This is a genomic window from Microbacterium sp. SORGH_AS_1204 (genome assembly GCF_030818935.1).
GTDB lineage: Bacteria > Actinomycetota > Actinomycetes > Actinomycetales > Microbacteriaceae > Microbacterium.
In genome coordinates this window covers 3,282,282-3,305,891 of sequence record NZ_JAUTBD010000001.1, presented here as the reverse complement: position 1 = coordinate 3,305,891, position 23,610 = coordinate 3,282,282, and the positions used below count along the sequence as shown (strand labels likewise).

The following is a 23,610-nucleotide window of genomic DNA, read 5'->3' as shown; positions in this document are numbered from 1 at the left end:
CTGGCTCCTCGCCGGGGGCTTCGTCGACGGCGGGCGCGCCGTTCTGCGGGAATCGTGCCGCGAAGGGGTGTCGTGCGGCGGGCGGTCGTGGTGTCGTCGGGGCCCGGCGTGCGGTGGACGCTCACCGCCGCACCCCCTCCGCCCGCCGGCACGGGGCGCACGGGCGCGCCGCTCACGCGGCGCCCGCCTGCGGCTCGCGCGCCAAGCCCTGGCGCACGCGCTCCGCGAGCACGACGCTCACGCCGCGCCGCCAGTCGGCGCTGCCCAGCGGGTCGGTGTAGAAGCCGGGGGCGCCGGCCACGGCATCCCGCAGCTCGCCCGCGCCGGGCAGACGCCCGAACCGGATGACGCGGGGCCGGCGCACCGCCGCTGTCACCACGAACACGGCGGCGCCGTCGGCGTCGACACGGGCTGTGACGACGGCTCCGGAGCGGCCGAGCTCGGCCAGCGCGATCTTCTGCAGGGCGACCCGGCCGGTGAGGGCGCGCATCGGCACGTCGAGAGCTCGCAGCACCTCGCCCGGCGCTAGCGAGGTCGCCTGGTTGTCGATGACGAGGTCGGCGACGGCGATCCGGCGCTCGCCGCCGTCGGGGGTCCACACCAGGGCCGTGGCATCCAGGGTCGAGAGCATCGCGATCATCGCGCCCGCGGCGAAGGCCTGGCAGACGTTGCCGCCGACGGTGGCGGTGTTCCAGATCTTGAACGATGCCAGCAGGGCATCGGCGGCCGGTCGTGCCAGGGCGAGCGATGTCCACTCGGTCGGAGCCTCGTGCTCGACCCACGACAGCAGGCGAGCGATGGTGCAGGTCGCGCCGATGCGCAGGCCTTCGTCGGTGATCTCGATGTCGGGCCAACCGAGGGTGGTCAGGTCGACGAACCCGGTGGTCCGGGGCTGCGGCTCGCTCATCAGCCACGTGCCGCCGGCGATGACGACCTCGCCGGGCGAGAGTGCGAGGTCGGGGCGGGTTCGGGCGGGGCGGAAGGAGGTGACCGTGGTGATGTCCATGCTCAGCCCGCCAGGATCCTGCCCGACCACCGACCGTCGGTGAGCGTGTAGTGCTGACGAACGCTCTGGCCGAGCATGTCACCGCGCCAGAACGTCACCGTCAGGGGGCGCAGGCGAAAGCCGGCCCACCGCTCGGGCGGGTCGAGAACGGGGTGCGCCTCGTCGAACTCGGCCCACAGGTGCCGTCGGTCGTAGGCGGGGAGGCGGGCGTTGTCGTGGGTGTTCAGCCAGGCCAACAGCTGCAGGTAGCGCGAGCGCTGGCGATAGGCCTCGGCGGCGGAGGTGCGGCTCGTGCGCTCCACGATCCCGCGCGCCGTCACCTGGCGGCCCAGTTCGGGCCACGCCACCGACATGGCGGCCACGGGGTTCGCGGCCATCTCGGCGACCTTCTCGCTGCCGGAGTCGGTGTGGAAGTACAAGCCCGTGGCATCCCGATCGCTCACCAGCACGTGCCGGAGCGAGGGGATGCCGTCGCGGCCGATCGTCGAGAGCGCCGCGAGCGGGCGCAGCTCACTGTCGTGCGGGGGGAGCCACCGCACGAGCAGGGCGAGCGGGTCGGCGACGAGCGCGTCGACGTCGTCGACGTCGGAACCGAATGACGTGCCGGCCGTGATCATGGGTACCTCCGGGAGGCTGCGGGTATCACCGAGAGTACGGAGCGCGCGTTTCCGCGATGTTGCCGCCATGAACATTCGTCGAAACACGGGGTTCTTACACTCCCGCCATGACCCTGCTGCCCCTCATCGACGCCTGCCCGAAGCGCATGGAGTACGGCCCCTGCGGCGGGGTCGGCTTCGACGGATCGTGCGAGATCGACGCCGCGCACCGCTGCGCGTTCCTCGACCGACCGACCGTCGCGTGGACCGGCATCGACCGCTCCGCCGTGCCGTCGCCCGCGCCCCGCACGGCCGCGGCGACCCAGACTCTGAGCGCCCTCGGCACGCGTCCCTGGATCGTGGCCGACCTGCCTGCGCGCGCGCTCAGCGTGGCATCCATCGATGCGTGCTCGTCGGTGCTCGTCGGCGAGGTGGATGCCGTGCTCGCCGGCGACGCGGGAAGCGCGCGCGTGCAGTTCCCGCCGTCCTACCGTGCACATCTGTTGCAGCGACGGGGGCTGCGGGTGTGGACCGGACTGAACATGCGCGACCGCAACCGCGTGGCCCTCGAGGGCGAGCTCGCCGCCCTCGCCGTCGAGGGGGTCGCCGGGGTGCACTGCGTCACCGGCGACCACACCCGCACCGGGCACCGCCCCGATGCGGCGCCCGTGTTCGACCTCGACTCGACCGAGGCGACCGCCCTGGCTCGGGCCGCGGGGCACGTGGTGTCGGTCGCTGCATCTCCCGCGGCCCCTCCCGTCGACCGACGGGCGGCGCGCCTGCGCGAGAAGCAGCGGGCGGGTGCCGACGTCTGCTTCGTCAATCACGCGGGGGGAGCGGGGGCGGTGCGCCGATTCATCGACGAGGTGGGTGACGGTATCCGGTACATCCCGTGCGTGCCGGTCGTCGTCGACCACGCCTCCGCCGACCTGCTCGAGTCGTTCACGACGCTCGTACTGCCCGGCGGGTTCCTCGCCCGCGTGCGCGGAGCCCGCGACCCGCGCGCAGAGGGCATCGCCCTGGCCGTCGCGCTCGCCGAGCGGATGCTGGCGCTTCCGGGTGTCGTCGGCGTCAACCTCTCGGGCGGTCGCGACGGCGGCGAGGAGTCGTTCGCCGAGGCGCTCGCGGAGGTGTCGCGGCGGCTGCGGTGACCGGCGCCTCCGCGCAGCGCGCGGGGTGGCGAGCGTGCGGAGCACGGCGCGCCCTCCCGCGCGGCGCGACGCGCACGCACGAGTCTTGCGCATGCGCTCGGTGCGCCAGGGCTCCCGCGTGCGACTCGCACGCACGAGTCTCGCGCATGCGCTCGGTGCGCTACGGCTCCCGCGTGCGACTCGGCGCGAAGCCGAAGTGCTGGCGGTAGGCGCGCGCGAAGCTGTCGGCGTCGTGGAACCCCGACGAGTGGCACGCCCACTGCACGCTCTCGCCCTGCTCGAGCAGCACGCGCGCGTGCTCGAGACGACGGCGACGGATCTCGGCGGCCGGCGAGGTCCCTGCTTCGGCGAAGATCGCCTGCACGGAGCGGACCGACAGGTGCGTGTCGGCGGCGAGCGTGCTGGTGCAGAACATCGGGTCGGTCATCCGGGCCGCGATGGACCGCTTCATCTCGGCGAGGAGCCGGGCGCGGGTCTGCGCCCGGGTCTCGCGCGGTGCGGGTGCGAGACCGGCCGCGCCGTCCGGCGTCCCGCTCAGTGCCGCGAAGCTCAGCAGCACGCTGTCGGTTCCGGCCAGGGGGCGCGTCGACCAGCGGACCGGGCGCACGTCGCCGGCTTGCGTGACGAACCACTCCGACGCGGCGAACGGCTGCTTCGCGTGGACGATGGGGCACTCGTGCGTCGGGTAGGGCGTCCCGTCGGGGCGGTGCCGGTGCAACAGGTCATGGCTCTTGCCGCCGCGCAGGTCGGTTCCCGGTCGGTGGCCGAGGAAGCGGACGGCGGCATCGTTCGCGAGCTCGACGCGACCGTGCTCGTCGATCACCCAGAGCGGAAGCGGGGCGTCGCGCAGCACGGTCGACAGGAACGCCGCGTCGTGCGGCATCCCGTCGGTGAGCGCGTCCATGGCCATCACGGTAAGCGCCCTGTCGACGCGCCTCTGTTGCGCCCTCGTTTCGCGCGTGTGAACCCTCCCTCACCGTGCGCGGATCGTCGGGTGACGTGCGCGGAAAGCCTGTGAGCACGGGCGCCCTCCCCCCGACAGTGGGCTTCACCCCCGATCGGTGACCCGCCCGATCGCACGACTTCACGGAGATGGATATGACCGACTGGAATGCACGTCGCGACCACGCGACCGACACCGTCCGCAGGGCCGTCGCACGGTCCGAGCACTCGTGGGCAGACCTCGCAGCAGCGCTCGACCGCCCGCTGCTGTGGACCATCGCGGCGCTTCTCGGCTCGCACGCGCTCCCGGCCGACCTCGCCGCACAGGCCGGTGAGCTGCTCGCGCTCGACGACGAGACCGTCGCGACGCTGCAGGAGCAGCCCTACCGCGTTCGCGGCGACGAGCTGCGCGCCGACCCGACGATCTACCGCTTCTACGAGCTGCTCGGGGTCTACGGCCCGGCCCTGAAGGAAGCCATCCACGAGGAGTTCGGCGACGGCATCATGAGCGCGATCAACTGCAACGTCGAGATCGACCGCCGCGCCGACCCCGACGGCGACCGCGTGCGGATCGTCATCGACGGCAAGTTCCTGAAGTACCAGTGGTGAGGGGGAGAGGACACAGCCATGAGCTACGTAGCCCCCAAGGACTTCGCCGTCAAAATGATCGACGCCGGCCAGGCGAAGGTCTCGCTGTCGGCCCGTGACACCCTCATCCGCGCCTACATGGCCGGGGCGATCCTCGCCCTCGCCGCCGTGTTCGCCGTGACGATCAGCGTGCAGACCGGGTCGCCGCTGATCGGCGCCCTGCTGTTCCCCGTCGGATTCGTCATGCTGTACCTGCTCGGCTTCGACCTGCTGACGGGCGTCTTCACGCTCGTCCCCCTCGCGTGGATCGACAAGCGCCCGGGCGTGACGCTCGGCAGCGTCCTGCGCAACTGGGGACTGGTCTTCCTCGGCAACTTCGGCGGGGCGATCACCGTCGCGCTGCTCATGGCGATCGTCTTCACGTTCGGCTTCTCGTCCGACGTCAGCGAGGTCGGTAAGGCGATCGGACACATCGGCGAGGGGCGCACCGTCGGGTACGCCGAGCACGGCTTCGCCGGCATGCTGACCCTGTTCGTGCGCGGCGTGCTCTGCAACTGGATGGTCTCGACCGGCGTCGTCGGCGCGATGATGTCGACCAGCCTCCCCGGCAAGGTCATCGCGATGTGGATGCCGATCATGCTCTTCTTCTACATGGGCTTCGAGCACTCGGTCGTCAACATGTTCCTGTTCCCGATCGGCCTGATGCTCGGCGGCGACTTCACCATCGGCGACTACCTGGTCTGGAACGAGATCCCGACCGTCCTCGGCAACCTCGTCGGGGGTCTCACCTTCGTCGGCCTCGTCATCTACGCCACCCACGCGAAGACGGCTCCCGCCCGCACGCTTCCCGTGAAGGCCCGGGTGTAACGACAGCGACGCGCTCGGCACGGGTGCGGCCCACGATCGTCTCGTGGGCCGCACCCGTCGTCGTCCGACCGCCTTCGGCAACCGGCATCCCGCCGGTGACGTCGATGGCTCCGCGCGCGCGGACGCGCACGGAGGATCGTCGTCCGGCGGGATGGATCAGCGACCCAGACCGACGCGGTCGACCCGGCGGTGGTAGCGCATACCCGCAAGACCGCCGAGGACGGCGCCGAGAAGGGTGATGACGGCGGCGCCGAGCGCGGTCAGGATGCCGGTCGTCGTCGCGGTCTCGGGGGTGACGGGGATGCGGGGGAAGCTGTTCAGGGTGCCGAGGATGTCCCACTGGCTTCCGGCGATGGCGGTGATGATGGCGATGACCACCGCGATCACGACGGCCCAGATCCATACGGCGAGACCCTGCTTGACGCCGCTGAAGCGCGCCATGCGGCCGGCGACGTATCCGCCGGCGTAGTACGCGACCAGCAGCACCAGGGCGATGACGATCGCCCCCGCGATTCCGACGCCGTCGGCGTTCCGGGTCGCCGCGTCCGCCGCGTCGTCGACGGAACCCGTCTGACTCAGCCCGATCGCCGCCCCGATCGCGGCGGCGAGGGCGGTCAGGAGGACGGTGAGACCCGTGGCCGTCAGCCAGCCGAAGAAGGCGGAGCCGAATTTGAAGCCGCCGAACTCCTCTTTCTCGCGGGCGACCACGTCGTGACGCAGCGTGTGGTCGGGGTCCGTGGCGCGAGCGGCCGAGCCGTCGACCCGCGCGGTGCTCGGCTCGGGCCGGTCGCCCCGAGGGGTGTCGTCGTCGTTGCTCTTCGGGGGGTTCATGCCCGCGACGGTAGGTGCGATGCGACGCAGCCGCCGATGAGGTTGCGGGCGGCGTGGGCCGCGCGCACTCTCTTCCGCTCGCTTTCGGGCCGCGATCGAGGAGCGCGGGTGGGCGCCGAGACGGGGCCGATCGAGCAGCCGGAGGGCCGGTGCCCGGCAGCCCGTCAGGCCGGCGGTGCGTCTCTCTTCTCGTCGTGCTCCTCCAGCGCCGCGGTACGGATCAGGCCGGTTCCCTCGGCCTCGGGGTGCACGAGAGCCGCCGCCGCCGGGCCGCGCACCGCGTCGTGGGCGCCGAGGGCCGGGTCGGTCGCGGCCTGGGCGCGCACCTCCGACGAGTTCAGGAGCACGTTGAGCAGGATCGCCACGATGGCGCCCGCCGAGATGCCCGAGTCGAAGATGAGCTGGAACCAGGTCGGGAAGCGGTCGTAGATGGTGGGCGAGACCGTCGGGAGCAGCGCGACGCCGACCGACAGGGCGACCACGAGCACGTTCTTGTTGTTGAACTTCACCTTCGCGAGGGTCCGGATGCCGCTGGCGGCGACCATCCCGAACAGGGCGATGCCGGCGCCGCCCAGGACGGCGCGGGGCACGCCCTCGACGAGCGCGGAGACCTTGGGCACCACACCGAGGACGACCAGGATGACGCCGGCCATGGTGGCGACGTACCGCGAACGCACCCCCGTCAGCGAGACGAGTCCCACGTTCTGCGCGAAGGCGGTGTACGGGAACGTGTTGAACATGCCGCCCAGGACGGTGCCGAGCCCGTCGGCGCGCAGGCCGTCGGCGACCTGCCGCCGTGTGACGGGTTTGTCGACGATCTCGCCGACGGCGATCATGTCGCCGGTCGTCTCGGTCATGATGACGATGCCCACGATCACCATCGACAGGATCGAGGCGAACTCGAACACCGGCAGTCCGAAGTGGAACGGCGTCACGATCGCGAACCATCCGGCTTCGCCGACGTTCGACCAGTCGACCATGCCGGGAACGAAGAGCGCGGCGATGGTTCCGATCGCCAACCCCAGGAGCACCGATACCCGTGCGATCGCCGCGGGAGCGAAGCGCTCGATCAGCACGATGATCAGCAGGGTGCCGGCGGCGAAGGCGATGTTCAGCGGCGGCGCACCCGGTTCTTCGGTGGTCGATCCGGTCGTGATCCAGCCCGCGGCGACGCGCATGAGCGACAGGCCGATGATGAGGATGACGGTGCCCGTGACGATCGGGGGGAAGAAACGCAGCAGCTGGGCGAAGAACGGCGCCACGAGGATCATGAAGAGGCCGCAGGCGATGACCGATCCGAAGATCGTCTGGATGCCGTGCTGCGTTCCGATGGCGATCATCGGGCCGACCGCGGCGAAGGTGACGCCCTGCATGAGCGGCAGGCGCACGCCGAAGCGCCAGAATCCGACGGACTGCACGATGGTCGCGATGCCCGCGATGAACAGGTCGGCGCTGATCAGGAAGGCGAGGTCCTGGGCGCTGTAACCCAGCGCGCCGCCGACGATGAGCGGCACGGCGACAGCCCCCGCGTAGAGGGCCAGCACGTGCTGCAGCCCCAGGGGGAAGAGCTTGGCGAGCGGGGGGATCGTGTCGACCCCGTTCTCCCGCGCGCGCAGCTTCCGCGCGGCGGTCTTCGCCGCTTTGTCGTCCGTCGTCGTCATGGCACACCAGCTTCCGCGCCGGGCGTCTCCCGGCTTGCCCCTCGCCTCGACGGTAAGTCCCGACTTCACTTCGACGACACCGGATCGGGGAGTCGTCGCCCGGAATTTACGTGCCGAAACGTCGGCGAAACGACCGTCCCTCGCGAACGATCCCCCGCCATCCGCCTCTTCGCCGCCGACGCGTCCGACCCGGCGGTCCCGCGGGGCTCAGTGCATCAGCATCCCGCCGGTGACGTTGATCGCCTGACCGGTGAGGTAGCCGCCGGCCGGCGACGCCAGAAAGTGGGTCACCCCGGCGACGTCCTCCGGTACCCCGAGTCGTCCCAACGGTGACTTCGCGCTCCACGCCGCGATATCGGCCTCCGACCGCGTGTCGGCACCCATGTCGGTGAGTACGTACCCGGGGCAGACGGCGTTCACGGTGACGCCGTGGCATCCCCATTCCTGCGCCCCGGCGCGGGTGAGGGCGACGACCGCGGCCTTCGAGGCGGCGTAGTGGGCCTCGCCGCCGCCGCCGAGCTTGGCGGCCATGCTCGCGATGTTGACGATCGCGCCGCCGCGCGCCTCGAGCATGACCGGCGCGACCGCCTGCATGGTGACCAGAGTGGCGCGGGCGTTGACGTCGAGCACGCGATCCCAGTCCTCGACCGTGATGTCGAGCAGGGGGATGTGCTGGAAGATCCCCGCGCAGTTGACCAGCACGTCGACGCCGCCGAGGATGCCGACGGCCTCGCCGACCGCGCGGCGCGTGTCGAGCGGGTCGCCGAGGTCGACGGCGACGAAGGTGGATGCCGACGCCTTCGGCTCCTGCCGGTCCAGCGTCACGACCCGGGCGCCGTCGGCGAGGAAGCGTTCGACGATGGCGGCGCCGATACCGCCCGATCCGCCGGTCACGATGACGCGCTGAGACATGGCATCCCTTCTCCACAGGCGTCGGGTACGCCTTCCGCCGCACGCTACGGCCGCGGGCGATCGCGCGCGCGACACCGGTGTTTCCGCGGCGTAACGGATGTGCGCCCGCGCCGACTCGGAGGCGTGCGGTCTCGTACGCTCGGGGTCATCCGTCGTCCGTCTGCCCGATGCGACGCGGCGGATCCCCGACCCCCGACGCGAGAGAGACCCGCGTGACCGACGTCGTGCACCCCGCCATCACCGACCCCGCCGTGCGCGCGCATCTCGCGCGTCTCGCCGCACAGGCGGGCACGATCCCCTCCGGAGCCACGGATGCCGAGGGCGACGACACCGCGCGCGTCGCGGAGCTGCGCGCGAACCCGTCGTGGGTGCGCCTCGCCGACGACGAGATCATCGAGTCGATCGACGTGGATGCCGACGGCCTCGCGCTGCGCCTGTACCGTCCGCGCGCCGGTCACCGCGGGACGCTCGTGTTCGCCCACGGCGGCGGGTGGGTCGCCGGCACCCTCGACAACAACGACGCCCTGTGCCGCGCGCTCGCCGCCGCGACCGGCACGCAGGTGCTCAGCGTCGACTACCGTCTGGCGCCCGAGCACCCTTTCCCGGCCGGGCTCGACGACCTCGACCGCGCGCTGCGCTTCGCCGCCGACGGGGCGGGTGGGCTGGTCGACCCCGCGCTCCTCGGCGTCGCCGGGCACAGCGCCGGTGGCAACCTCGCCGCCGCGCTGGCGCTGCGCTCGCGCGAGGGTCGGGCTCCCGGCATCCGGTGCCAGGTGCTGCTGTGTCCGGTGCTCGATGCGCCCGAGCCCGACCGGCCGAGCTATCGCGCGCACACCGAGAACCTCCCGCTGACGGCGAAGGGGATGCAGTGGTACTGGGGGCTGTACGTGCCGGACGGCACGGCCCCCGTCGAGGCCGCCCCGCTGCGCGCCGCGGAACTGGGCGGCTCCGCGCCCGCGGTGATCGTGGCGGCGAGCGTCGACCCGCTCTCGGACGAGGCCGAGGAGTACGCCGGCCGGCTCACGGCATCCGGAGTCCCCGCCGAGTTCGTGCGGCGCGAGGGCGTGCCGCACCTGTTCCTCGTGTTCCCATCGACGCCGGCGCGCGACGAGGTGCTGGCGCAGATCGCCCCGGCCGTGCGGTCGGCGTTCGCCTGAGCGGCGCGCACCCTCGTCCCACTTGTTGCTCTGGGCCCGCACCCTCGTCCCAGTCGTGGCGCTGCGGCGCGCGCCCTCGTCCCACTCGTGGTGGGTTGCGGGGCTGCTGACCGGCCATATCTGGGACATGCACCGGCAGAAGTGGGACGAGGCGCGCCGCAAACAACCCGCCCCATGCCCGGAACACCGCGGAAACACGCCATTGTTACCGTCATCAACATGTCGCTCCTGGTCACCAACGCCCGTCTGATCACCGTCCCCGCCGGCACCGACGACCCCGGCTACATCGAGCGCGGGTACATGCTCGTGCAAGACGGACGCATCGCGGCGATCGGCGCCGGCGACCCCGACCCCGGCGTCACCGCCGACGAGATCCTCGACGTCGACGGCAAGTTCGTGGCCCCCGGCTTCGTGTCGTCGCACAGCCACCTGTTCACGAGCGGCTCGCGCGGACTCGGCGTCGACCAGACGCTCTACGGCTGGTGCACCTCGATGTTCAGCGTGCTCAACAACGCCTCGCCCGACCAGATCTACTGGGCCACGCTGCACGGCTCGCTCGACTTCCTCGCCAACGGCGTGACCACGGCCTACAACTTCACCGACCCACTGCTGCCCTGGGAGCCGATGGTCGACGGCAAGCGCGCCGACGGCGGCGGCGTCCTGCGCGACCACGCCTGGCACACCCGCCAGGCCGACGGATGCTACGACGCCGGTCTGCGCTTCGTCGACTCGATCGCCCTGGATGCCACCGTCGGCACCGACGACGAGATCTTCGCCCGCTTCGAGGCATCCCTCGACCACGTGCTCGCGATGGACCCCGACATCGCCCTCGGCGCGTCGATCATGGGCCAGGTGCAGTGGTCGACGCGGCCCGACGCCGCCGAGATCGAGGTCGCCGTCATGGACCGCTTCGGCGTCACCAACCAGGCGCACTTCCTCGAGACGTACGAGGCGATCGAGCACCAGCAGACGAAGTTCCAGCTGTACAAGAACGCCGGGGCCCTCCGCCCCGGCATGATGTTCGGCCACTTCATCCAGACGACGCCCGAGATCATTCAGGATGCCGCCGCCGGCGGTGCCAGCATGTCGTGGCAGCCCGCTTCGAACGGACGTCTGGCGTCGGGCATCGCCCACGTGCCCGAGATGCTCGACCTCGGCATGAAGGTCGGCATGGGCCTCGACGACCAGGCCTGCACCGATGTCGCCGACCCGTGGCAGAACATGCGCATGGGGATGTTCATGCAGCGCGCCCGCACCCACGACCCGCTGTCGATGATGCCCGAGCGCGTGCTGCGCCTGCACACCCTCGGGGGTGCGGAGATCATGGGCGTCGACGACCGCGTCGGCAGCCTCGAGGTGGGCAAGTTCGCCGACTTCGTGGTCGTCGACCCGCGGCTGCCCGACGTCGGACCGCTCTGGAACCCCGTGCGCAGCTACGTCCTCGCCTGCGGGCTGCGCAACCTGCAGCAGGTCTACGTCGGCGGCGAGCTCGTCAACGACCGCGGCATCTCCACGAACCCGCTGGCGGTCGAGGCCTCGCGCGTGCTGCACGAGGAGCTGCCGGCCCTGGCCGAGGAGTTCGGCGTCATCCTCTGACCCGCCCTCTCGCACGCCCTCCTCGACTCGCCGTGGCCGAGACCGGCTCGTCTCGCGAGCACAACGGCGGAGTTCGTGCCCGACACGCCGCCGTCGGCCGGCCCGACACGGCGTGTCGGCGACGACTTCCGCCGTTGTGCCCGCCGCGGGCTCCGCGGTGCGGGCACGCGGGGCAGAGCGGCGCGCGGATGCCGCGCGCCATGGACACCCGACGGACGGGCGGCGTCCTCAGCGCCGCGCCGCCCGCAGCAGCGCCTCGCCGACCGCGGCGATGGCCGTGGCGCACGCCAATGACACCGCGATGGTGATGAGCGCGGCGGCGGGGCCCGTGGCATCCAGGGCCGCCCCGGCGATCACGCCGCCGATGGGCACGCCGAGCGACATGGCCGCGGTCGGGTAGGCGAGGGTCTCGGTCACGCGGCCTTCGGGGGCGCGGGCGGATGCCACGAGGATCCCCGACACCATCACCGGCGACACCGCGAGCCCGAGCGCGAGGATCGCGACGAACAGCAGCGGTGCCGTCCCCTCGGCGAGGGGAAGCAGGAGCGCCACCGCCGCGGCGAGCCCCGCGAAGCCGATGAAGCGCGCGGACGGCGACATCCGCCACGCCCGCGCGCCCGTGATGATCGAGCCCACGGCGATGGCACCGGCCAGCGCGCTGAACGCCGGTCCCGCGAGCCACGGTCGCTCGCTCAGCTCGGCCCACCCGACCATTCCCACGTCGAACGCGCCGAACACCCCGCCGAGCGCGATGCAGGCCAGGGCGATGGGCACCACCCCGAGGGGCGGGAGTACCAGGCGGCGCCGTGCGGGGCCGGGGCTCGGCGCGGGCTCCGTGCGCCGCTGCGACGCGAGCCACACCCCGCCGATCACGCCCAGCGCGAGCGAGCCGAGCATCGCGACCGCCGGGTCGAGCGCGGCCGCGACGGCGGTGATCACGGGCGGGCCGCTGATGAAGACGACCTGATCGGCGATGGTCTCCAGCGCCAGGGCCGCCCCGCGCTGCGACTCGGGCGCGAGCACCGTCCAGCGGGCGCGCACGGCCGAGGTGAGGTCGGGGGTGGCCGCGCCGGTGACGAACGCGGCGATGAGCCACGTCCAGAACGGCGCCCCCGCCAGCACGAGGGCGAGCAGAACGGATGCCGCGAGCACGAGGCATCCGAGGGACACCAGGATCACGCGGCCCTGGCCGAACCGGTCCATGCGCGACGACCACAGCGGCGCGGCGACGGCCATGCCGACGACGAGGGGCGCCACCACGACGCCCGCCGACGCGAAGCTGCCGGTCGTGGCCGACACGAGCAGGATGATGCCGAGCGAGAGGGTCGCGCGGGGGAAGCGCGCGAGGATCCCGGCGGCGACGAACCACCGCGCTCCGGGCAGGCGCAGCACCTGCCCGTACGCCCGGACGCCTTGCCCGGTCTCGGCCGGAGCGGTCATGAGCCCGCTCCCCTGCGTGCACAACTCCTGCGGAGACGTCGTTCAGGCCGCCGCCCGGTGGCGGCACACCGGTCGTGCAGGAGTTGTGCCGGGAGACCCCGACGCTCCGCCCTCGCGGCCGCGAGGGCGGAGCGGGGCGCCCGCGCGGCCGCGCGGGCGCCACGCGGCGCACAACTCCTGCACGACCTCGTGTCGGCCCGGGCGGACGAGCCCACGGGCTGCATCCGCAGGAGTCGTGCACCCCGCCGCGCGGGGATCACGCGGTGTAGTCGAATCGGCTGATCTCCTCGAGCGCCTCGACGACGAACGACACGCTCTCCTCGAACATGCGCGCGCCGGCCTCGGCGTTCGCCCCGGTCGGGTCGCCGAGCACACCGGTGGGGCCGAAGTCGTTCGACAGCCACCCGAACGTCACCGGCTTGGAGTTGAAGCCGATGTGGCGGAAGTCGCCGATGTGCGCGGGCACCGTGGCGTGGAACTTCGCCGGATCGACGAGCTCGGGGCGCAGGTGCATGATCATGCTCGTCTCGCCGTAGCCGGCGTGGATGCCGGTGCCGTGCTCGTCGGGCGTGCCGTCGGTGCCGTCGAACGAGGGCACGCGGGCGGCGGGCATGAAGAACGTGCGCAGGCCGAAGCGGCGCCGGAGCTCGCGGTTCGCGACGTTCAGCAGGGCGACGTTGCCGCCGTGGCCGTTGAGGAACACCAGCGTGCGCGCCCGGGTCGTGAGGATCGAGCGGCCGATGTCGACGACCGTCTGCAGCATCGTCTCGGGCGTCAGCCACAGCGTCCCCGGTGCCCACGAGTGCTCGTCCGACTTCGTGATCGACAGGGTCGGCAGCTGCCAGACGTCGAGGCCTTGCGCTGCGGCCCGCGCGACGGCGGCCGTCGCCGAGGCCTCGGCCACGATGGCATCCGTCGCCAGGGGCAGGTGCGGACCGTGGTGCTCGATCGCGCCGGTGGGGAGCACGAGGATCGAGTCCTCGGTGAGGACGTCGGCCGCGGCGGGGCCGCTGAGCTCGGCGAGGAGGCGGGTCATGAGATGATCGCGCCCTTGCGCGCGCCGGTGTAGTCGGGGTTGAGCTTGCCGGGGTTCAGCAGGCCGTGGGGGTCGGTGACGCGGGCCGTCTCGATGGTCTGCTCCACGTTGAAGTCGACGTTCCACTGGTGCGGGTTGTGCACGCCGACGCCGATCGCGTTGAGCTCCGCGATGCCGCGGTACACGTCTTCCTCGCTGACGTATGGCGCGGCGAGCATGCCGATCGGGAACGCCTTCGTCGACTCGATGTGCAGCTTTCCGCCGGCGAAGACGCCCTCGACGGCCTCGATGTCTTCGGCCAGAGGAGCGCCCGCGACCTCGAGGTGGAACACCTCGTGCGGCTGGCTCTTCTGGTACCACTCGATCGGGTGGTTGTAGCTGAGCATCGACAGCCGGATGCTGGCCTGCGGCCCCTCGCGCACGGCCTCGACGCGGCCGCCGGCGCCCTCGATGATCTCGGTCACGGCGTCGATCTGGGTGGCATCCAGGATCACCCGCAGGCTCGACCGGCCCTCGGGGATCGCCTCGTCGGCGGGGAGGGATGCCGAGATCTCGGGCCCGTCGCCCGACACCAGGCGCGGGGAGGGGTCGAGGTTGCCGATGGTCTGCACGACGGAGAGCGTGCCGGCGAAGTCGGGGAAGCTCGCCCACAGCCCGCGCCACTCGCGAAGCGGCTCGAGGCGCACGGTCGCGCGCACGATGACGCCCGCGGTGCCGTAGTTGTGCACGTACTTCTGGGCCTCGTCGCCCTCGACGTGGTGGATCTCGTCGCTGCCGTCGGCGTGCACGACGTCGAGCGCGGCGACGAAGCCGCGGTCGTTGGAGCCGTAGGCGATCGAGCCGGTGCCCCCGGAGCCGCCCGAGAGGAACCCGCCGATGGTGGATTGCGCCGTGGAGGGGTACATCCACAACGCCTGGCCCGCGGCCCACGCGGCCTGCTCGAGCAGCACCATCGGGGTGCCGGCCTCGGCGGTGATGTAGCCGTCGCCGACCTCGATGATGGCCTTCGCGCGCGTGGTGTCGATGACGAGGCCGCCCTGCATCGGGATCGCCTGGCCGTAGTTGCCGGTGCCCTTGCCGCGCACGGTGACGGGAACGCCGTGACGGGATGCCGCGGCCACGGCTGTGGCGATCTGCTCGGCGCTCGCGGCGAAGACGACGAGGTCGGCGAGACCCAGCGGCAGCTGGGCGGCGATGATCGGCGACATGGGCGACCCGTCGACGCTGGCGCGCTCGCGCACGCGCGGTTCGGTGCTGACGGCGGCGGGACCGAGCAGGTCGAGGAGCTCGTCCTCGAGGGAGAGGACGCGGGTGGCGGTGTCGCTCATGGGTGTTTCTCCGGTGGAACGTGTGGGGGTGGATGCCGGGGGCGGAGGCGGCTGAGCCTGTCGAGGCGACCGGGGTGGTGTTGTCGTACCGGTCCCTTCGACGGGCTCAGGGACCTGGGCGCGGGGTGGCTGAGCCTGTCGAAGCCTCCGCCGGGGTGACGCCGGGCGGCCCGGCCCGCGGGATGCGGACCGGGCCGAGCGGGTCAGAACGAGATCGACGTGTCGATGAACTCGTTCGTGTACAGGTCGGCGGGGGTGTAACCGGCCGCCGGCGGGGTGCCGAGGTCGGTGTAGACCTTGCTCGCCTTGGTGAAGAAGTCGTCGAAGCGGCTCTCGTCGAAGTTGCCGTAGGTGGAGTCGGTGCCGTTGCCGACGAGGCCCAGGTCGACCTGCGTCTTGACGGAGTAGTCGGCGACGCCCTGGGTGTAGGTCCAGCCGGTGGCGTACTGGTCGACCAGCTCGAGGATGAGCGCGTTGGCCGCGGACGGGTCCTCGTAGTACGCGACGCCGGCCTTCTGCAGCACGGGCACGAGCTTGGTGAGGCAGGGCGACAGCTCGTCGAACTTGTCGGCCTTGACCGACATCGACGACTGGTACGTCTGCCATCCGGCGTCGTGGATGAGCGCGAAGTCGACGGGCTTGCCCCAAGCCGACACCTCGTTCTGGTACACGTACGGCTCGGCCGAGGCGAAGCCCTGCTGCATGTCCTTGCCGCCGGCGGCGACGAAGTTCGACGGGGTGCCGTCGTACGAGCCGTCGAGGATCGACGCGTCGGCGAGCCCGGCGCTCTTGAGGTACTCGATGTAGGCCGAGCCGTCGAAGTAGCGCCACACGCCGCCGTTGGCGGAGAGCGCGCTCTTGACGTCATCCACCGTCTTGACGTCGGGGTAGGTCGCGGGGTCCCACATGACCATGGTGGGGCTGATGTCGAGCGGGGCGAAGACGGCCTTGGTCGGCGTGGTGCCCGAGAGCTGGATCGCCTCGTCGGTGCTGACGTAGCCCAGGGTGATCGCGTCGTCCTGGTACATCTGCGCCGAGACTGTCTGGAAGCCGATCGCGGGGCCGCCCGCGCGGATCTCGACGTTGACGCCGGTGTACTCGCCGTCCGACATCAGGGGGCCGCTGACCGCCTTGGTGTTGGCGTCGATCGTGTAGTCGTCCTTGAGCAGCTCGTAGAGGTGACCGTGCTCGGCTTCGGGGTTCCAGTCGGTCTGGATGACGATGGTCGAGGGGCAGTCGGCCGAGAGGTCGACGGAGCCGATCTCCATGTCGGCGGCCGTGGGGGCGGTCTCCGCGGCGCTGCCGGCGCGCAGGAGGTGAGGGTGAGGGCGATCGCGACGGCGCCGGTGACGGCGGTGCCGCGGACGAGGGTGGAGCGCTGCATGCTGGTTCGCTTTCTGTGACGGGGTGGAGCTCTCGGGTGCGGGTGTTTCGGGTACGCCGGACACCGCCGCGTACGGGCGCGGCGTCCGGAGGGGGCGGTCCGGATGCCGCGGTGTGCGGTCGCGGCATCCGGAGGGGAGGGGTGCGGGTCAGAGGGTGCTGTCGTACCAGCGCCCGACGGCGACCTTCGACAGCCAGCCGAAGAAGGCGAAGATGGCGACGCCCAGCAGGCAGGCAGCGAGGATGGCGGCGAACAGCTCGGCGCTCTGCAGGCGTGACTGGTAGTTGGCGATGAGGGATCCGATGCCGGGTTCGCCGCGGCGGAAGAAGTAGTCGCCGACGATGGCGCCGATGACCGAGAGCCCCGCGGAGGTGCGCATGCCGACGAAGATCGACGGGAGTGCGGCAGGCAGGGTGAGCTTGGTGAGCACCGTCCACTTGTTGGCCTTCTGCAGGCGGAACAGCTCGCGCTGCGACTTGTCGACCGACTGCAGGCCGAACAGCGTGTTCGACACCATCGGGAACAGGGCGATGAGCACGCAGACGATCACGCGGGCGAGGAATTCGTAGCCGAACCAGAACCCGACGAGCGGCACGAGGGCGAGGATCGGGATGCACTGGAGCATCACCGCGTAGGCGTAGGTGGAGCGTTCGACCCAGCGGGCCAGCGACATCGCGATGGCCCATCCGATGCCAAGCACCATGGCCACGAACAGTCCCGTGAGGGCGACGCCGGTCGTGCGGAAGAGCGCGATCCAGATGTCGGCGCCGACCTGCGGATCGAAGAAGCCGAGGGTGAACATCTCGTGCGGCATGGGCATGAGGAAGCCCTTGCCCGACGCGGCCAGTCCGATCGAGACGGCGTACCAGACGCCGAGCAGCACGACGAGCACCGCGAGCGGCGGTCCGACGACGGCGGCCCGGGCGCCGAAGCCGCGCCGGGCGGGGTTCGTGCGGGTCCGCGGGGGCGTGGGCGGAGGAGTGGATGCCGTGGGCGCGGGCGACGAGACGGTCACCGGCTCTGCAGACGTGGTGCTCATGAGTGTCCTTCCCGAAGGGCGTGGGAGACCTCGCCGACGAGCTTCGCGTACTCCGCGGTGTAGCGGATCTCGGGGTCGCGGGGCATGTCGAAGGGGACCTCGAAGGTGTCGACGAGGTGGCCGGGGCGTCCCGACATCACGACGACCTTGGTGGAGAGGTAGATGGCTTCGGAGACCGAGTGGGTGATGAACAGGCCGCCGAACTTCTGCGCGACGAAGATCTTGATGAGCTCGTCGTTCAGACGTTCGCGGGTGATCTCGTCGAGGGCGCCGAACGGCTCGTCGAAGAGGAAGAGCTCGGGGTCGAGGGTGAGGGAGCGGGCGAGCGAGGCGCGCATCTTCATGCCGCCCGACATCTGCTTGGGCAGGTGCTTCTCGAAGCCGTTGAGCCCGACGAGATCGATCGCCCACTGCGCCTTCGGCGTGCGTACGCGCTTGGGCTGCCAGTTCAGTTCGGCCAGCAGCTCGACGTTCGACTGCACGTCGCGCCAGGGAAGGAGCGTCGCGTCCTGGAAGACGTAGCCGATGCGATCGGTGTTGACGACGGCTGTGCCCTCGCTCGCGGTCTCGAGTCCCGACGCGATGCGCAGCAGGGTCGACTTTCCGCAGCCGGAGGGGCCGACGACGCTGACGAATTCGCCGCGCGAGACGGTGAGGTCGACGCCGGAGAGGGCGGTGGTGCCGTTGGGGAACGTCATGGCGACGTTGCGGAAGTCCAGGATCGGCGCGGTGGGATCCGCGACGGATGCCGGGGCGGGAGAGGCCAAGGTCACGGGGGCGCTCACTTTCCGTTGGGGGCGGGCTACGACGCCGTCGCGGGTGCGGCGGGGCGGAGGGAGGCGGATGCCGCGGTCTCGGTCGAGACGGTGGTGCGGCTGACGAGGCGTCCGCGGTGGATCACGATGCGGTCGGCGCTGGCGAACGCGACGGCGTCCCCCAGCGAGGCGGCTTTCACCGCGACGAGGTCGGCGCGGGCGCCGGCGACGGGACCGGCGAACGGCAGGCCCATGACATCGCGGGCGCCGACGGTCACGGCATCCATCGCGTCGTCCGGCGGCAGATGGCCGGCGCTGACGAGGAGGGACGCGGTCTCGAGGTGGTCGCAGCGCCCGACGGGGTTGAACGGGTCGCGCACGTTGTCGGCGCCGGCCGCGACGCGCACGCCGGCGGCCTTGAGGCGCCCGATCGGCGCGATGCCGCGGGGGACGGCCCGGTCGAGGTCCCATCCCTGCAGGTACAGGTTCGTGATGGGTAGGGCGATGATCCCGATGTCTGCGGCGCGGATGCCGTCGGCGAGCCCGGCCAGGTCGGCCTCGGCCATCATGCTCAGGCGCACGCAGTGCCCCGCGGTCCGGGGACGGTGCCAGCCCGTGACAGCGCGGGCGTAGGCGGCGAGGGTGTCTGCGCCGGCGAGGCTCTCGTCGGTGTGCAGGTCGAGGCCGACGTCGCGCCGGCGGGCGAGGGCGAGGAGACGCTCGAGATCGGCGATCGGATCGTCGGCGAGGTGCGGGGCGCCGCCGACGAGATCGACGCCGGCGTCGAGGGCCGCCTCGAACACGTCGTCGGCGATCGTGGGGCCGCCGAGCGCGACGAGTTCGATGTCCATGAGGCCGGCGAACTCGTCGCGCAGGCGGACGAGGGTGCGCACGCCGGTCAGGGCGTCGTCGCCGCGGAGCAGGTCGACGTGGGTTCGGACCGCGGTGATTCCGGATGCCAGCATCCGCAGCGTCGTGGAGCGCGCCCGGTTGAGAGTGTCGTCCTCGTCGAGCGTCAGGGCGAAGGCGTGCCAGCTCTCGATCGCGCGCTCGAGGTCGCCGAACGGGGGCTGGATGGCATCCCACGACTGCGACTTGTCGAGGTGGGCATGGGGTTCCGCGCCGGCCGCGGTGACGAGGTACCCGTCGAGCTCGAGCACGTCGCCGTCGGTGTCGGGGAGGGGGCTGCCCGAGGGGACCACCGCCAGCACCTCGTCGCCGTCGAGTGCGATGTCGACGACCGCGCCGGAGGCGAGGCGCACGCCACGCAGCGCGGCGATCGAGACGGGTGGAGCGGCGGACACGAGGGCCTCCGAGGGCGAGAAGACAGGCGTCGAGACGGGAACCACGACTGCGGGGCGAGCCGCCGGGGGCGGCTGCGTCAGTGTTGGTGTGACCAACATCCGGCGATGCTCCGATGCTAGGAATCGCGCGTTTCCGCTGTATTTCCTCGGCGTGACCCTCGTGACAAAGTTGCCGAGATGCGCGCGGACGTCCCGTCCGCACCCTGAGCCGCCGGCGCGGCGCCCGCGCAGGTGCCGACACAGCGGACATTCGGCGGCCGTGCGCCGAGCCACGGTCGGCGAGCGCTCGATCCGGCGCTGTCGCCGCCCTCCCACGCGCTCAGCGCCTGCGCGCGAAGATCTCCCGGGCGTCGGCGTAGACCTCGGCGATCCGGTCGACGTGCGTTCCGAAATCGAGAGCGAGCGCGCTGTCCGCGGCCCCTCGTGCCAGCCGATCGCGCAGCGCCTCGTCGAGGGCGAGACGCCGCAACGTCTCGGCGAGGGCCGCCGGGCTCGCTCCCGACGTCACGAGTCCGTTCTCGCCATCGCGCACGAACGAGCCCGCCGCCTGCGGGGTCGCGACCACCGGGCGCCCCGAGAGGAGACTCTCGGCGATGACGAGGCCGAAGGTCTCCGGCCAGAGCGACGGGAAGACGAGAGCCGTCGCCGAGGCGATGAGGGCGGCCTTGGCGGGGCCGTCGAGCCAGCCGACGTAGGTGAGATGACCGGCTGCGGCGGCGCGCTCCACCGCCGGCCGTTCCGGGCCGTCGCCGGCGACGACGAGTTCGGCATCCACGCCGATGAGCGGCCATGCCTCCAGCAGGAGCGCGACGCCCTTGGCGGCCTGCAGCTTCCCGAGGAAGACGAACCGCGGGCGGGCTGACCCCTCGGCCGCTGGGGCCACAGGGGCAGGGGCCGGCCACCCGTGCGGGAGCACGCGCTGCGCGACCCCGTCGTTCGGCATCCCGAGAGCACGATGGCGCGCCAGTGTGCGCTCGCTCGGGAAGACGAGGATGCTCGCGCGCCGAGCGGCCGACCAGATCGTCCGCGCGCGGAGCCGTTGCACCGGCCCGAGGCCGTCGGGCTCGCGGCCGTCGCGGATGGTCGTCGAGGTCGTGTCGACGAGACAGTAATCGTGCGCCGTGTGGACCACCGGCGAGCGTCGTGCGCGTAAGACCTGGGCACCCAGGCCCTGGAACCGGTGAACGTGGGTAATCCGACCCGGCTCCTGGACATCGAGGTCGAGCGGGGCCGGTGTCACGGCGCCCATGAGGTCGAGCGCGTGGAACACGACCTTGGCGACGGCGCCGCCGCCGTGCTGGTCGGGGCGGTAGGGCCGATGCACCTGCACCGTGCGCACGCGGATGCCGGCGCGGCGCGCCCGCTCGACCGTGCGGGGGTCTGTCCATCCCGTGACGATCTCGACATCGTCACCTCGGCGCACCTGCTCGGTCGCGAGGGCCAGGATGTACGATTCGGCGCCGCCGAGGGGGGCGACGAAGCTGCTCTGCACGTGGGTGATCTCCATCGAGGGTCCCTTCTCGCGCGGGCATTCGACCCGGCCGAACATTACGTGCGCTCGTGAGGTCGCCCTACGACGCCCCGGTCCCCTCCGCGTCCTCGGTCGAAAGGCTCACCTCGCGGTGGAGAACCGGACGGCGCCTTTTTCACCCGTGTCGGGGTGAAGAGGTCGGGATGCGGCGTGAACGATCGTCACCCGGAGAGTGGGGGTGCGTCGTCGTCCGCTCACGTCGACGGGGAGGAAGCACGTGCAGATCGTCAGCATCGCCCCCGTCGTGCCGTTCGATGGGATCCCGCACGCCGGAGGGCAGTACTTCCTCCGTCACGTCCGAGCGCTGCGAGCGCTGGGGAACGAGGTCACCGTCGTCGCCCCCGCCACGGTCGAGAACCGCGCGGCCGCGACCAGCATGGAGGGGGAGTTCGCCTGCGTCCTCGTCGACGTTCCCGAGCCGGCCCGCGGGCTGCGTCGCATGGGTGCGATCGTCGAGCGTCAGCAGCAGAGGTTCTTCCCCGTTCGGCCCGTGGGCCGGCTGCGGCGGGCGTTCGCCTCGTCCGCCGAGGTGCACGCCCGCTTCTTCACGGCCGACGTGATCGAGTTCCAGTGGACGGAGACGGGATGGCTCGGCCGCGGGATCACGACGCGGGCGCGCCGGATCGTCTTCGCCCACGACGTCCTGCTGCAGACGGCGGAGCGCTCGGTCGCCGCCGGTGGCGCGCGCTGGCATCCTCGTGCGCTGGTGGCCCGCTGCCGGCTGCTGACCGTGCGCCGTGATGAGCGCCGGGTCTACGCCGACGCCGACGCGGTACTGGTGTTCAGCGAGAAGGATGCCACGATCGTCCGGCGCGCGTCGCGTTCCGCGAGGGTCCGCGTCGTGCGACCGCCCCTGGCCGATCCGCTCGCGACGCCGTCGCCGTCGGCCTCGGCTTCTCCCGGTGGCTCGGTGCTGTTCGTCGGCGCCTTCGATCGTTCCGTCAATGCCGACGCGGCGCTGTGGATCATGCGCGAGATCGCTCCGCGTGTGCGTCGCCGGCATCCCGACGCGGTCTTCGTCTTCGCCGGAGCCCATCCCACCTCCGAGATGGTGCGTGAGAGCTCGCGCCGGCCCGAGGCCCTGAAGGTGACCGGCCGTGTCGAGTCGCTCGAGCCGTTCTACGCCGGTGCGGCCCTGGCGCTGGTCCCACTCCGGGCGGGGGCGGGGGTGAAGTTCAAGACGGTGGATGCCATGGTGCGCGGTGTGCCCGTGGTGTCGACGTCGATCGGGGTCGAGGGAATCGTGGACGACTCCCTGTCGGTGTTCGCGGTCGCCGACGAGGCGGACTCCCTGGCGGATGCGGTCTGCGTCGTCCTAGACGACCCGTCCGCTGCCCGGCGTCAGGCCGCCGCCGTCCGACGCGTCGCCGTCGAGGAATTCTCCGCCGACCGATTTCTGCGCACCCTGGCGGACATCTACGGCCCCGCGAATGCTCTTGTCGAAAGGTGAGCCATGTCAGTCTCCTCTCCTCCCCGCGTCATCGGCGCCACGGTCACCTACGGCTCTCGTGCGGCATCCTGTCTTGCCACGGTCGGCGCGATGCGCGCCGCCGGGGTCGTCGCCGTCGTCGTGGTCGATAACGGGTCGGTCGACGACGCGCGGGGTGACCTCGAGGCGTATGCGCGCACACACGAACCCGTGGTGCGCTACCACCGTCTGGCGCGCAACGAGGGTTCCGCGCCGGCCTTCGGGTTCGCGATCCAGCGTGCGCTGGAGTCGGATGCCGACTATCTCTGGCTGCTCGACGACGACAATGTGCCGCACGGTGACGCGCTGGCGGTCCTGCTCCGGGAGGAGCGCGCGCTGCGCGCCGACGGAAACGATCTGTGCGCCGTCGCGCCGACCCGGGCGCCCAGCGACGATCCCCGCGAGATCGCTGAAGCGCGCCGGGCGGAACAGGCACGGGAGCAGCCCCGCGAAGACCGATCCTTCGCCGGCGTGGAGGTCGCGTTGTTCGCTCGCCGCGCGCTCGAGCGCCTCGGGCTGCGGCGCCCGCGGGCGCCGCGCGAGGCGGCTGCGATGACGTATGCACCGTACGGCGGACTGCTCGTCCGTCTCGACGTGCTGCGGCGGATCGGCCTGCCCGACGCCGACCTCGTCCTCTACGGCGACGACCTCGAGTACACGTCGCGGATCGTGCGCGCCGGGGGCTGCATCCGCCTGTCTGCTGAAGCGGTCGTGGTGGACCCCCGGGGAGAACGGTGGATGCCGCCGGGCTTCGAGGTGCTCGCGATGTTCCGCTCCACCGATGACGCCCTGCTGTACTACTCGATCCGCAATCGCATCCACCGGGAACTGCAGACGGGTCGACGCCACTCTCTCGCGCGGTGGACGAATGCGGCACTCTTCTGGACGCTGTGCCTCGTATGCCTGGCGGTGACGCGGCGGCCGCAGAAGCTGAGGGTGCTGGGACGTGCGGCGGCGGACGCGTGGGCGGGGCGGCTGGGTCGACGCGTCGAGCTCTCGGGGTGAAGGCACGCAGCAT

21 protein-coding genes are annotated in these 23,610 nt (G+C 71.8%); 7 read left to right on the top strand and 14 right to left on the bottom strand.

The window, feature by feature from the left end; all coding sequences use genetic code 11:
- Nucleotides 1-172: 172 nt before the first annotated feature.
- Nucleotides 173-1,006, bottom strand: a complete 834-nt coding sequence (locus QE410_RS15245; protein WP_307333560.1) for an FAD binding domain-containing protein — start codon at nt 1,004-1,006, stop codon at nt 173-175.
- A gap of 2 nt (nt 1,007-1,008) precedes the next feature.
- The gene (locus QE410_RS15240) at nt 1,009-1,623 is read right to left on the bottom strand and encodes a pyridoxal 5'-phosphate synthase (protein ID WP_307333558.1); all 615 of its coding nucleotides are present in this window, start codon (nt 1,621-1,623) and stop codon (nt 1,009-1,011) included.
- Between the two features lie 107 nt (nt 1,624-1,730).
- Here QE410_RS15240 and QE410_RS15235 point away from each other — a divergent pair, with 107 nt between their 5' ends.
- Nucleotides 1,731-2,753 carry a methylenetetrahydrofolate reductase C-terminal domain-containing protein gene (locus QE410_RS15235; RefSeq protein ID WP_307333556.1) on the top strand — a complete coding sequence of 341 codons (1,023 nt, stop codon included), beginning with the start codon at nt 1,731-1,733 and terminating at the stop codon, nt 2,751-2,753.
- Between the two features lie 160 nt (nt 2,754-2,913).
- Here QE410_RS15235 and QE410_RS15230 read toward each other — a convergent pair whose 3' ends face one another.
- On the bottom strand, nt 2,914-3,657 hold the full coding sequence (locus QE410_RS15230) for an AraC family transcriptional regulator (RefSeq protein WP_307333554.1): 744 nt from the start codon (nt 3,655-3,657) through the stop codon (nt 2,914-2,916).
- A gap of 194 nt (nt 3,658-3,851) precedes the next feature.
- Between QE410_RS15230 and cynS the strand changes: the two genes are divergently transcribed.
- Complete coding sequence (gene cynS / locus QE410_RS15225; protein ID WP_307333552.1) at nt 3,852-4,304, top strand: cyanase; 453 nt, start codon at nt 3,852-3,854, stop codon at nt 4,302-4,304.
- A gap of 18 nt (nt 4,305-4,322) precedes the next feature.
- On the top strand, nt 4,323-5,150 hold the full coding sequence (locus tag QE410_RS15220; protein WP_307333550.1) for a formate/nitrite transporter family protein: 828 nt from the start codon (nt 4,323-4,325) through the stop codon (nt 5,148-5,150).
- A 156-nt stretch (nt 5,151-5,306) separates the two neighbouring features.
- Here the strand turns inward: QE410_RS15220 and QE410_RS15215 are convergent, their stop codons facing one another.
- The 3 genes from QE410_RS15215 to QE410_RS15205 form a co-directional block, all read right to left on the bottom strand.
- Nucleotides 5,307-5,981, bottom strand: a complete 675-nt coding sequence (locus tag QE410_RS15215; protein ID WP_307333548.1) for a hypothetical protein — start codon at nt 5,979-5,981, stop codon at nt 5,307-5,309.
- 164 nt (nt 5,982-6,145) lie between these two features.
- Complete coding sequence (locus tag QE410_RS15210; RefSeq protein WP_307333546.1) at nt 6,146-7,642, bottom strand: nucleobase:cation symporter-2 family protein; 1,497 nt, start codon at nt 7,640-7,642, stop codon at nt 6,146-6,148.
- A gap of 207 nt (nt 7,643-7,849) precedes the next feature.
- On the bottom strand, nt 7,850-8,554 hold the full coding sequence (locus tag QE410_RS15205; RefSeq protein ID WP_307333544.1) for an SDR family NAD(P)-dependent oxidoreductase: 705 nt from the start codon (nt 8,552-8,554) through the stop codon (nt 7,850-7,852).
- 212 nt (nt 8,555-8,766) lie between these two features.
- Here QE410_RS15205 and QE410_RS15200 point away from each other — a divergent pair, with 212 nt between their 5' ends.
- Nucleotides 8,767-9,711: an alpha/beta hydrolase gene (locus QE410_RS15200; protein ID WP_307333543.1), complete on the top strand. Its 945-nt coding sequence runs from the start codon at nt 8,767-8,769 to the stop codon at nt 9,709-9,711.
- A 219-nt stretch (nt 9,712-9,930) separates the two neighbouring features.
- Nucleotides 9,931-11,307 carry an amidohydrolase family protein gene (locus tag QE410_RS15195; protein ID WP_307333541.1) on the top strand — a complete coding sequence of 459 codons (1,377 nt, stop codon included), beginning with the start codon at nt 9,931-9,933 and terminating at the stop codon, nt 11,305-11,307.
- Nucleotides 11,308-11,535: 228 nt separating this feature from the next.
- On the opposite strand, the gene QE410_RS15190 is transcribed toward QE410_RS15195, so the two are convergent.
- The 8 genes from QE410_RS15190 to QE410_RS15155 all read right to left on the bottom strand — a co-directional run bounded on the left by QE410_RS15190 (nt 11,536) and on the right by QE410_RS15155 (nt 21,100).
- On the bottom strand, nt 11,536-12,747 hold the full coding sequence (locus QE410_RS15190) for an MFS transporter (protein ID WP_307333540.1): 1,212 nt from the start codon (nt 12,745-12,747) through the stop codon (nt 11,536-11,538).
- 256 nt (nt 12,748-13,003) lie between these two features.
- Entirely contained in the window at nt 13,004-13,783 is a 780-nt protein-coding gene (locus QE410_RS15185; protein ID WP_307333539.1) for a creatininase family protein, read from the bottom strand.
- Nucleotides 13,780-15,111: an FAD-binding oxidoreductase gene (locus tag QE410_RS15180; protein ID WP_307333537.1), complete on the bottom strand. Its 1,332-nt coding sequence runs from the start codon at nt 15,109-15,111 to the stop codon at nt 13,780-13,782. Before QE410_RS15180 ends, QE410_RS15185 begins: the two co-directional genes overlap by 4 nt.
- 203 nt (nt 15,112-15,314) lie before the next feature.
- Nucleotides 15,315-16,379 (bottom strand): ABC transporter substrate-binding protein, encoded by a 1,065-nt coding sequence (locus tag QE410_RS15175; protein ID WP_307333536.1) that lies wholly within the window; start codon nt 16,377-16,379, stop codon nt 15,315-15,317.
- Between the two features lie 264 nt (nt 16,380-16,643).
- A complete protein-coding gene (locus tag QE410_RS15170; RefSeq protein ID WP_307333533.1) occupies nt 16,644-17,534 on the bottom strand; it encodes an ABC transporter permease in 891 nt (296 codons plus the stop codon).
- Nucleotides 17,531-18,307 carry an ABC transporter ATP-binding protein gene (locus QE410_RS15165; RefSeq protein WP_307333531.1) on the bottom strand — a complete coding sequence of 259 codons (777 nt, stop codon included), beginning with the start codon at nt 18,305-18,307 and terminating at the stop codon, nt 17,531-17,533. The genes QE410_RS15170 and QE410_RS15165 overlap by 4 nt, the downstream gene beginning before the upstream one ends.
- A gap of 29 nt (nt 18,308-18,336) precedes the next feature.
- Entirely contained in the window at nt 18,337-19,593 is a 1,257-nt protein-coding gene (locus QE410_RS15160) for an amidohydrolase family protein (RefSeq protein WP_307333530.1), read from the bottom strand.
- Between the two features lie 319 nt (nt 19,594-19,912).
- Nucleotides 19,913-21,100 (bottom strand): glycosyltransferase, encoded by a 1,188-nt coding sequence (locus QE410_RS15155; protein ID WP_307333528.1) that lies wholly within the window; start codon nt 21,098-21,100, stop codon nt 19,913-19,915.
- 241 nt (nt 21,101-21,341) lie between these two features.
- Here QE410_RS15155 and QE410_RS15150 point away from each other — a divergent pair, with 241 nt between their 5' ends.
- Together QE410_RS15150 and QE410_RS15145 are read left to right on the top strand one after the other, a co-directional pair.
- The gene (locus QE410_RS15150) at nt 21,342-22,574 is read left to right on the top strand and encodes a glycosyltransferase (RefSeq protein WP_307333526.1); all 1,233 of its coding nucleotides are present in this window, start codon (nt 21,342-21,344) and stop codon (nt 22,572-22,574) included.
- Nucleotides 22,575-22,577: 3 nt separating this feature from the next.
- Nucleotides 22,578-23,597, top strand: a complete 1,020-nt coding sequence (locus tag QE410_RS15145; protein WP_307333524.1) for a glycosyltransferase — start codon at nt 22,578-22,580, stop codon at nt 23,595-23,597.
- Nucleotides 23,598-23,610: the final 13 nt, after the last annotated feature.

What these genes read in the sequence shown, in the direction of transcription:
- QE410_RS15170 (WP_307333533.1), bottom strand. Translation starts at nt 17,534, where the DNA reads ATGAGCACCACGTCTGCAGAGCCGGTGACCGTCTCGTCGCCCGCGCCC.
- QE410_RS15175 (WP_307333536.1), bottom strand. Translation starts at nt 16,379, where the DNA reads ATGGAGATCGGCTCCGTCGACCTCTCGGCCGACTGCCCCTCGACCATC.
- QE410_RS15180 (WP_307333537.1), bottom strand. Translation starts at nt 15,111, where the DNA reads ATGAGCGACACCGCCACCCGCGTCCTCTCCCTCGAGGACGAGCTCCTC.
- QE410_RS15240 (WP_307333558.1), bottom strand. Translation starts at nt 1,623, where the DNA reads ATGATCACGGCCGGCACGTCATTCGGTTCCGACGTCGACGACGTCGAC.
- QE410_RS15185 (WP_307333539.1), bottom strand. Translation starts at nt 13,783, where the DNA reads ATGACCCGCCTCCTCGCCGAGCTCAGCGGCCCCGCCGCGGCCGACGTC.
- QE410_RS15190 (WP_307333540.1), bottom strand. Translation starts at nt 12,747, where the DNA reads ATGACCGCTCCGGCCGAGACCGGGCAAGGCGTCCGGGCGTACGGGCAG.
- QE410_RS15215 (WP_307333548.1), bottom strand. Translation starts at nt 5,981, where the DNA reads ATGAACCCCCCGAAGAGCAACGACGACGACACCCCTCGGGGCGACCGG.
- QE410_RS15145 (WP_307333524.1), top strand. Translation starts at nt 22,578, where the DNA reads ATGTCAGTCTCCTCTCCTCCCCGCGTCATCGGCGCCACGGTCACCTAC.
- QE410_RS15155 (WP_307333528.1), bottom strand. Translation starts at nt 21,100, where the DNA reads ATGGAGATCACCCACGTGCAGAGCAGCTTCGTCGCCCCCCTCGGCGGC.
- QE410_RS15205 (WP_307333544.1), bottom strand. Translation starts at nt 8,554, where the DNA reads ATGTCTCAGCGCGTCATCGTGACCGGCGGATCGGGCGGTATCGGCGCC.
- QE410_RS15210 (WP_307333546.1), bottom strand. Translation starts at nt 7,642, where the DNA reads ATGACGACGACGGACGACAAAGCGGCGAAGACCGCCGCGCGGAAGCTG.
- cynS (WP_307333552.1), top strand. Translation starts at nt 3,852, where the DNA reads ATGACCGACTGGAATGCACGTCGCGACCACGCGACCGACACCGTCCGC.
- QE410_RS15245 (WP_307333560.1), bottom strand. Translation starts at nt 1,006, where the DNA reads ATGGACATCACCACGGTCACCTCCTTCCGCCCCGCCCGAACCCGCCCC.
- QE410_RS15195 (WP_307333541.1), top strand. Translation starts at nt 9,931, where the DNA reads ATGTCGCTCCTGGTCACCAACGCCCGTCTGATCACCGTCCCCGCCGGC.
- QE410_RS15230 (WP_307333554.1), bottom strand. Translation starts at nt 3,657, where the DNA reads ATGGACGCGCTCACCGACGGGATGCCGCACGACGCGGCGTTCCTGTCG.
- QE410_RS15220 (WP_307333550.1), top strand. Translation starts at nt 4,323, where the DNA reads ATGAGCTACGTAGCCCCCAAGGACTTCGCCGTCAAAATGATCGACGCC.
- QE410_RS15235 (WP_307333556.1), top strand. Translation starts at nt 1,731, where the DNA reads ATGACCCTGCTGCCCCTCATCGACGCCTGCCCGAAGCGCATGGAGTAC.